Origin of the sequence: Psychrobacter sp. AOP7-B1-24 (assembly GCF_052376215.1) — a bacterium.
Lineage (GTDB): Bacteria > Pseudomonadota > Gammaproteobacteria > Pseudomonadales > Moraxellaceae > Psychrobacter.
Genome location: NZ_JBQSVL010000091.1, coordinates 1 through 9,259, shown reverse-complemented (window position 1 = coordinate 9,259; position 9,259 = coordinate 1). Strand labels below are relative to the sequence as shown.

Below are 9,259 nucleotides of genomic sequence, written 5' to 3'. Positions count from 1 at the left end.
TAAACTGTTACAGCCTTATCTTCTTTAAGGGTATTAAATATGACAACCTACAATTAGTTGCTTTGTACCTATTTTATAGTTTTTTGACTATAGTGGATTTATATAAATTTGAATCTATATAGCACCTAAGTAAATTATAAAAATGCTATGGTAGAGAGAGAAATATATGGTTATATTAGAGATGATGGAATGAAATATATGAAGTAAAGCTCATAAAATATAAGTTATTTGATCCATTAAATGAAGTTGTTTATATCAATTTGAGTCGTACTAGGTTGGTAAGAACCTACCTAACTGATTATTATTTATCCAAAAATCATAAATTTTGGACGTAAACTAAAGTTTTAATGTATGTAGTTTATAGGTTTTGTTAACGACTATAAGCTATAGTATAGGAAGCTGTATGTTTAATAGTATACTGTGCTACCAAGTTTGTAACAGCTATACGAACATCAATTGTACCGCTTGATGGTACTATTAATTTTACCGCTCTTACTTTTATTGCTTTTAAATTAGATGTATTAGAGGATATAACAATGACAACGACTGAAGAAGACAATACTCCCCGAATTTTGATTGTGGAAGATGATGAGCGCCTGGCCATGCTTACCCAAGACTATTTGGTTAAAAATGGTTTAGAAGTGGCAATTGAAACTGATGGTAACCGTGCTATTCGCCGTATCGTCAATGAACAACCAGATTTGGTCGTACTTGATGTCATGCTTCCTGGTAGCGATGGGTTGACGGTATGCCGTGAAGTTCGTCCACATTACCAGAACCCTATTTTGATGTTGACTGCTCGTACTGAAGATATGGATCAAGTACTAGGTCTTGAAATGGGTGCTGATGACTATGTTGCCAAACCAGCGCAGCCACGTGTACTGCTTGCCCGCATCCGTGCGTTGTTACGTCGCTCAGAAAATGCGCCATCAGAAGATGTGCCGCAGCGTTTAGAGTTCGGCGAATTGGTCATCGATAATGGTGGACGTTCAGTGAATTTAGGTGAGGAGTTGGTTGATTTTACCAGTGCTGAATATGACCTATTATGGTTGCTAGCTTCTAATGCTGGTCGCATATTATCTCGTGAAGACATTTTTGAGCGTTTACGTGGTATTGAGTATGATGGTCAAGATCGCTCAATTGATGTACGTATCTCACGTATTCGTCCCAAAATTGGTGATGATCCAGAGAACCCCAAACGTATCAAAACTGTCCGTAGTAAAGGTTATTTGTTCGTTAAAGAAGGCAACTAATTTTTGTCTATCTAAAACAAGTAATTATTATTTACAAGCATCAAATAAAAAACCAGCCAGAATGCTGGTTTTTTTGTGGCTAAATTTTAATTTTTAAACTTAAATGCAGTGTTATGTGGTTTAATTAGGTAATTAGAGTGGGTGCTGATTAAGTAAAGGTTATATAGGTATGGCTTTAGATGAATATTATGTATTAACCAGAATATAGTAGTCCGTAGTTATCTTTATTCAACCGTTCTCATAATTATTCAGCATATAATACAGCGCTATATGCTAAATGATATCAGCAGTTTTTATTTATTAAGTTGGTTACGGCACGTATGTCATTAGTCTCTTCTTTAAAACACAGTATCTTTGTTCGTATTTATGCTGGACTACTCATAGTCTGTCTATGTGTGGCATTGTTTGCTCAGCTATTGATGGATACCATCAATAAAGAGCGTGTACAATCTTACCGTGAAAGCATGGCAACAGGGGCCTTTCATTTGGTGAGTGAAGGCATTGCTCATCAAAAAAATGAAGAGCAGCGTAAATATTGGTTGTCTGATGCTAGCAGTTTATTTGGTGCAGAGTTTAGTATTGTACCTATTGATGAGGTGGATTTTAATGCCAGTGAACTACGACGTTTTGAAAATGGAGATACCGTTGTTCGCTATGTTGCTCAACCTGTATACGCGGATGTTTATTATCGTTTGCCTGATAAGCAAAGCGTCTTAACAGCAAGAGTAACGCAAGTGACTGAGCAGCAAGTAAGAGCTATAGCGGTGTTTCTCTTAGATGATCTGTCCTACCATATGACGTTGTCTGATAAACGTGCACGTTTGGCTCAGTTAGAAGAAAAGTTCTCTTTTCCGTTAGAATTCAAAGCAGTAAACACACTTAATTTAGATACAGATCAGATGGGACGCTTGCGTCGTGATGAGGTGGTCATCTCATTACAAGATACCAATAGCAGTAAAAGTAATTCGGCTATCAAAATAGTTGTACCCTCTGAAATCAATGATATGGCAATTTTGATCGGTCCAGTACCTTTATTTAACTGGTTTCCGCTTAATCTCATCATCAGTATGATTCTGATTAGCATGTTTTTAATCAGCTTGGGTGTATATGCGCTGATTTTCCCGCTCGAACGTAAATTACAGTTGATTCAAGTGGGTGTCAATGAAGTGAGTAAAGGGAATTTGGATATTCAGGTTCAAGTAATAGGGCAAGATGAAATTGCTCGCTTATCTGCGACTTTTAATGCGATGACCTCACATATTAAACGACTGATTGAGTCGCAGCGAGAGTTGACAAGGGCAGTGTCACATGAGTTACGTACTCCCGTGGCTCGTATTCGCTTTGCTGTTGATATGCTTGCTGATACTGATGATGAGGACTCACGTTTTATGCAACGTGATTATATCGATGAAGATATTGAGTCGCTTAATGGTTTGATTGATGAGATTTTGACCTATGCTAAGCTAGAGGAAGGCTCGCCAAAATTGGATTTAGAGCCAGTTAATCTTAGAGACTTGCTTGAACAGATTGAGCGTGAGACCAATGCTTTAGGCAAGCCTATAAAAATAGTGACGAAGTTGCCAAATGCTAAGGTAACTGCGGTTGCAGATCGACGTTATCTACATCGTGTGATTCAAAACCTTGCAGGTAATGCACTACGTTATGCAGAAACGACGATTGTCATTAGTGCTGGTGTCAAAAAAGGCAATGCCTTCGTCAGTGTCGAAGATGATGGACACGGTATTCCTGAAGCAGATCGAGAAAAAGTATTTATTCCATTTTCACGTTTAGATGACAGTCGTACGCGAGCATCGGGTGGCTATGGGCTAGGTTTGTCTATTGTATCGCGCATTGCTTTTTGGTTTAATGGTAATATGAAAGTCGATGAGAGCCAAGAGCTTGGTGGTGCCCGATTTATTATGACATGGCCTATTAAGCCACTAACACAAATTTTGGCTGCTGATGAGTTGACGCAAGAAAAGAGTGAACGTGATTTCGATGATAAGTAATAACGGGGTTTTTGGATAATAAATAGCTGATATATGAATTAACAAGCTATAGATTGGTTTGATGTTTTTAGATGAAATAATTATCAGTAGTTGATTAACGATAAGTGTTTCAAAAATAGTTTTTTGAAAATAGCCCAGAAGTAAAGGAAGATAAAGAATGCCGTATTTATTTGGTAGTTTGGTCGTGTTAAATGCAATAACGTTGGGTTATTATTTATTTTTGCAGCAGCCATCAACGACTCAAACGTTAAAAGCAGCAAAAGAAAGCATTACACAGCCGTTAGAGTTTACTAATAGCGCCAACTATATCCCTCCCACTATTGGAACTAGAGACTAGGGTATACGAAGCATCGCTAGTCTTTAGTAATCAAAGTGCTTTTTTAGAAGTATTTAAAACCACCATCAGGTTTTTTAAGCATGTATTGTCAATACTTAGTATTTCTTATCTAGCACATCATCATTGGACACAAGGGTGTTTTCTACATCAGAAGCGATGGTCTGATCTCCAGCAACTTTAGAAAGTAAAGGAATATGTACACAGACTTGTAGACCACCATCGGGGTGGTTGATTGCTTCGACCTTACCATGATGTAATCCTGCAATTCGGCTAACGATAGCCAGTCCCAGTCCACTACCTTGTGTGGTACGTGCGGTCTCTCCACGTTCAAATGGTTGCATAATACGTTCTAACTGGTCTTCTGCAACGCCATCACCGCAATCACGTACACATATCATTAACTCTTCTTGAGCTTCTTTATTAACCACACTTTCAGTAACTACCTCATTATCTTCAGTTTCAACTGTTTCTGTAAAAGTTGGTACAACAGTCGCTGATAGATATATAGGTGGTTTGCCATAACGATTCGCGTTATTGACCAAGTTAATAATCAGGCGCTTGATAGACAATGGTCGTACGGGCACAACCTTGTTGCACTCTGACTGATAAATAAATTTTATTGGCGCAAACTGCACCATAATCTCATTAAATATGGTATCTAAATTGGTCAAACTCACTGGTTCGTCCGAGCCGTCTTTCATAAAAGAGATGAACTGCTCTAAAATCGCATCCATATCTTCAATATCGTAAATCAGTCCTTCCCGAAAAAAGTCATCTGGTAGCATTTCTGCCGTCAAACGCATGCGAGTCAATGGTGTCCGTAGGTCGTGTGAGATACCAGCAAGCATAATGGTACGTTCTTTTTGCGCTTGGTTTAAAGTGGTAAATAGGCGGTTAAATGCCATATTGACCTGACGTATCTCTGTGGGACCTTTTTGCGTGGGTAAAGTGGTTGCATGACCAAGACGAATATAGTTGGTTGCTGCACGTTGCAAATAGCGTAATGGACGGTTTAGCTGTCGCGCTAGTAGAATAATGGTTAGTAGCGATAAAATAGGTAGCCCGATGAGGAATAGCACCAATAATCCAGGACTGTACTGTGAGTAATAAACCACCGGTTCACGAATCCAAAAACTGTCATCACGGCTATCTTGTATCCATAGCTGCGGTGTTGGTTTGAATTTAAAGTACACCTCAACAGGACGACCTAACTGCGCACCAATTTCACGTTGCAACACATCGGTAAAGACACCAACAAAAGCCTTATCAGACACTTCTGGAAAGTCATTAGGATTATTTACCACCACGACATGAGAGTGCTGATAAATCCATTGGCGGACCTTGGGGTTATTTTGCCAGTCTTTATTGACACTATTTATTAGTTGCAGCTCACTTGTTAAGTAGCGGGCATGATTTTTTAGCTCCGGTAAATAAAGGCTACGCCAAAAGAATAAAATCGATAAGCCAACACTGATAAGGACAATGAAGGAGACCATCAAAGTTGTTAGCCAAGTATTGGAGTAGGAGCGTGCTAGCCAACCTTTACGACGTGGTTTTGGGTTTGAGGTGGTCATATAAATCCAGCATATTGAAAGAGATTTTATTAGGGTGTGTTTAAGCGTTATTCTACTTTACCTTTGTGAGAAGCCAAACGTTAGCATTACGAGTATCATCGCTTTTATTCTGACAACATATAGTGTTATTAAGTGATTGGGTAAATAGCACATAGTCGATGCTCTATAGATTAACACAATCATCCAGTGATACTGAGAGCTTTAGAGCGGTGTGTCATTTATAAACCATTTCGATATCTACGGATGATTATGTTAACAATCTGATATCAAGGATAGTACGATATGGTAGTTTGAAAAGTGGTGGCAATTCGCAATTATGTTCACATCCACTAGCGTTTAAGCTATTGTTAATAAATAATTAAATAAGCACAGTTTATGTTTTCAATAAATAAAGACTGTGATATAATTATGCCCTTTTTGGTATACCTGCGAAAGAGAGAATTCACATGGTTGTTATTCGTTTAGCACGGGGCGGTGCCAAGAAACGCCCATTTTATCAAGTAGTTGTTGCTGATCAACGCCGCGCGCGTGACGGTCGCTACATTGAAAATATCGGCTTTTTTAACCCACTCGCTAAAGAGTCTGAAGAAGCAGTACGCCTAAATATGGAAGCGTACAATGCGTGGATCGAAAAAGGTGCACAACCTTCAGATCGCGTTGCTTCATTAGTAAAAGCTTACAATAAGTCTGCCGCTCAAACTGAAGCAACTGCTTAAGTTTTTGCTGTTATAGACTTTATAAAACATAGCGTAACTGGCTTGGCCAGGGTACGCCATTAACTGTTTATCGCTTTTGATTGCGTTTTATCGCTTTTGATTGAAATGTATTTACAATTGCTGTTTTAATCATTGTTAGGTTAGCCGTTATGTCATCTGTTCCAAACGCTAGTGCCCTTATGAAAATTGGCCAGCTTAAAAAGCCTTACGGCATTAAAGGTTGGCTTTGGGTGTTTAGTGATACAGATGATCGTACGGCAATATTTGACATGCAGCCGTGGTGGATGAAAACTGCTACTGGCATGAAACCTTTGACTGTTAAAGCTTGGCGTAAGCAGGGCACAGGAATTGTGGCTCAATTTGAGCAAGTTCCTGATCGCAATGTTGCTGAGACCATGAACGGTGTTACCGTTTGGGTCGAACAAGACGTTTTACCTGAGACAGCTGAAGACGAATATTATTGGTCGGATTTGGTCAGCTTGCGCGTGATGAACGAGCAAAATGAGTATTTAGGCAGCATCACTGAAATGTTTGAGACCGGTGCCCATGACATCATGCGTGTAACGGCAAACTCAGACACTCTAGATGATGAAGAGCGCCTGATTCCATGGCACAAACAAACTGTAATACAGGTCGATATGACTGAAAAAACAGTGCTTGTGGCATGGCCAAGTGATTATTGATATAGGCTTTAACGACATAAGTTTCGGCTTTGTTGTTCACTATCATTGATAAGCATACCGATTCATTTAACCATTAATAGCCACAGTGCAAGTAGATATCAGATGTATTTTGCCGTCATTAGTATTTTTCCTGAGATGTTTGCTACGATTCGTGAGTTCGGTATCACGGGGCGGGCAGTTACTCAGAACCAAGTGACGATTGAATGCATTAATCCACGTGATTATACCACTGATAACTATCGCCGTATTGATGAACGCCCGTATGGTGGTGGTCCTGGGATGGTGATGATGGCTGAGCCATTGTCCAAAGCTATCGAGGATGCGCGTTTGCGGGCCAGTCAATATGGTTGCCGTGTCGACAGTGAGCACTGTCCGGTGATTTATATGTCGCCACAAGGGCAGACGCTCAGTGAGAGTAGCGTTGTTGATATGACGGAATACGATGGCATGATTTTATTGTGCGGTCGATATGAAGGCATAGATGAGCGCCTGCTATCGCAATATGTTGATATGGAGGTATCACTAGGTGATTATGTATTGACCGGTGGTGAGTTGCCAGCGATGGTACTTATGGATGGTGTGATACGTCGTCTGCCTAATATTATGGGCGATGATAGGTCTGCTGAGCAAGACTCCTTTGTGGATGGCTTGCTTGACTGCCCACACTATACTAAGCCACATGAGTTTGCTGGTATGGCAGTGCCTGATGTTTTACTGTCAGGTCACCATGCCAATATTGCTAAGTGGCGCTTTGGTCAACAAGTCAGTCGCACGCAACTGCGTCGTCCAGACTTATGGCAATCGTTCACACCGACGGTAGAGCAAGCAAAGTGGTTAAAAGCATTGGCTAAAGCAGATAGAAATTCGATAAACAGTTAATAAACAAAATTTTGAGCAATAATAAAACAGGTCATCACATAGTGGCCGTTGGTTATAACCCATTTATGTTGTGTCTCACCATAAAGAGATGCGATTAATTATTACAAACAGGTGATATGCGTTAAGCCTCTATTATCTAATGTGAGGAGATAACTCTCATGAGCAACAAGCATCCATTAGTTCAGGTCATCGAAAATGCTCAATTGATTGAGCGCCCAAGCTTTGCACCCGGCGATACCGTTGTGGTTCAAGTAAAAGTACGTGAAGGTGATCGTGAGCGTTTACAGGCTTTTGAAGGCATTGTAATTGCTAAGCGTAACCGCGGTCTAAACTCAGCGTTTACCGTACGTAAAATCTCAAGTGGCGTTGGTGTTGAGCGTGCATTCCAGTTGCATTCACCAATCATTGATAGCATTGAAGTGAAACGCCGTGGTGCTGTTCGCCGTGCGAAACTATACTACTTACGTGAGCGTTCTGGTAAATCAGCACGTATCCGCGAAAAACTTGCTCCACGTGCAGCTGCTCCAAAGAAAACTGTCGCTGGTGCATAAGTTTAAGCACTGTGCTTAAATTTACTTAGTCGTTACGTCATTAATTAAATGACAAGACAACTAAGCAAAAGTAGATACAAGCCCTTATTAATAGGTTTATCATATAAATAAGCGGGCCATACCAAAAAAGACAGAACCCCAATCTATGCGAAAGCTAGGTTGGGGTTTTTGTATATAGGGTTTTAAATAAGATTTGAGAGTTAGAAGCTTAGCACCGTCTTAACTATCACCATCAAGATTGTCTATACGACTGGTTTGGTTTTTGGATTTACTGTACTTACGCAGCCTGATATATATGGTCTTTGTGACAGTTGCGATAACTTTTTGCTGTTCATCGACTATATCGACTTTATATTCACGAAAAACAGCATCACCATCTTTTGCTAATTCTTGAATGGTAATGATTTCTGAGCTGGCAACTTTCATGCGTGCCGTTACTTTGGTATGGCCCGGTGCCACAAAATCAATATGTGAGCTTTTATCCCATACGACATAGCTACTACCTAGTTGGTGCATCAACATGATCATATAAAAAGGATCAACCATGGAATATAAGCTACCACCAAATTGAGTACCGACGATATTTTTATTTAACGAGTTTAGTCCCATACTGACAACACATAGACCTTGGTCAAGACTTATGTGATCGATTTTGATACCTGCACCGACATAAGGGGCATAAGTGTTGATACGCAGCTTAAGTAAATGTGGGGTTAACAATGGCAGGATGCTTTGTTTAGCTCGACGTTTTAAAGTCTCAAAATTGGTGGGTAGTAAACTCATGAATTCATCCTATTACTTTTTTTGATTTTTTAGTTATACCAATAGCGTTAATTTTTTGAAAAACGATATAAAAGAATAAGGCATATTAAAAATCAGCTATTTTAGCCTATGTGGAAAACTATCGATTGAATGGAGGACACGCGCTATTTGTAAATATTCAATACGTTCTAATAATTAAAGGGTATTTATCATAAGTAAAAAACATCAAAACTGCTAGGCTTAAAGCGTAACTAATGCTGAGATAATATAGAAACCAATAAAATTTATGCTGCTAAAAGTTAACAAACGTATATAGATATCTATCAACAAGAGGCTTAGATATTAATTATTAATAGCTAATATTTGATATTTTTTGTCGATTTAACAGTTGATTAAGTTTTCCAAAAATCATAATGAAAACTTTAAGTTATGAAATATAGGGATGTATATAGCATCTTTACATACTTATATGCTCGCATTTCAAGCTCCCATGTC

At 39.3% G+C, this 9,259-nt stretch carries 9 protein-coding genes; 7 read left to right on the top strand and 2 right to left on the bottom strand.

The genetic code is table 11. The annotated features are described in order from the left end of the window. The first annotated feature begins 536 nt into the window (after positions 1 to 536). From ACT3QP_RS13140 to ACT3QP_RS13130, 3 genes are all read left to right on the top strand, one after another. A complete protein-coding gene (locus ACT3QP_RS13140; protein WP_444525814.1) occupies positions 537 to 1,253 on the top strand; it encodes a response regulator in 717 nt (238 codons plus the stop codon). Positions 1,254 to 1,573: 320 nt separating this feature from the next. Continuing rightward, positions 1,574 to 3,262 (top strand): ATP-binding protein, encoded by a 1,689-nt coding sequence (locus ACT3QP_RS13135; RefSeq protein WP_444525813.1) that lies wholly within the window; start codon positions 1,574 to 1,576, stop codon positions 3,260 to 3,262. A gap of 157 nt (positions 3,263 to 3,419) precedes the next feature. Further along, on the top strand, positions 3,420 to 3,599 hold the full coding sequence (locus ACT3QP_RS13130) for a hypothetical protein (protein ID WP_444525812.1): 180 nt from the start codon (positions 3,420 to 3,422) through the stop codon (positions 3,597 to 3,599). Between the two features lie 95 nt (positions 3,600 to 3,694). On the opposite strand, the gene ACT3QP_RS13125 is transcribed toward ACT3QP_RS13130, so the two are convergent. After that, on the bottom strand, positions 3,695 to 5,173 hold the full coding sequence (locus ACT3QP_RS13125; protein WP_444525811.1) for an ATP-binding protein: 1,479 nt from the start codon (positions 5,171 to 5,173) through the stop codon (positions 3,695 to 3,697). Between the two features lie 446 nt (positions 5,174 to 5,619). On the opposite strand from ACT3QP_RS13125, the gene rpsP reads away from it, so the two are divergent. The 4 genes from rpsP to rplS all read left to right on the top strand — a co-directional run bounded on the left by rpsP (position 5,620) and on the right by rplS (position 8,002). After that, complete coding sequence (gene rpsP, locus ACT3QP_RS13120; protein WP_444525810.1) at positions 5,620 to 5,889, top strand: 30S ribosomal protein S16; 270 nt, start codon at positions 5,620 to 5,622, stop codon at positions 5,887 to 5,889. A 149-nt stretch (positions 5,890 to 6,038) separates the two neighbouring features. Further along, a complete protein-coding gene (rimM, locus tag ACT3QP_RS13115) occupies positions 6,039 to 6,572 on the top strand; it encodes a ribosome maturation factor RimM (protein WP_444525809.1) in 534 nt (177 codons plus the stop codon). 102 nt (positions 6,573 to 6,674) lie between these two features. Then, positions 6,675 to 7,451: a tRNA (guanosine(37)-N1)-methyltransferase TrmD gene (trmD, locus tag ACT3QP_RS13110; RefSeq protein WP_444525808.1), complete on the top strand. Its 777-nt coding sequence runs from the start codon at positions 6,675 to 6,677 to the stop codon at positions 7,449 to 7,451. 158 nt (positions 7,452 to 7,609) lie between these two features. Beyond that, on the top strand, positions 7,610 to 8,002 hold the full coding sequence (gene rplS, locus ACT3QP_RS13105) for a 50S ribosomal protein L19 (protein ID WP_444525807.1): 393 nt from the start codon (positions 7,610 to 7,612) through the stop codon (positions 8,000 to 8,002). A 219-nt stretch (positions 8,003 to 8,221) separates the two neighbouring features. Here the strand turns inward: rplS and ACT3QP_RS13100 are convergent, their stop codons facing one another. Beyond that, positions 8,222 to 8,785 carry a DUF4442 domain-containing protein gene (locus ACT3QP_RS13100; RefSeq protein WP_444525806.1) on the bottom strand — a complete coding sequence of 188 codons (564 nt, stop codon included), beginning with the start codon at positions 8,783 to 8,785 and terminating at the stop codon, positions 8,222 to 8,224. Positions 8,786 to 9,259 lie beyond the last annotated feature (474 nt).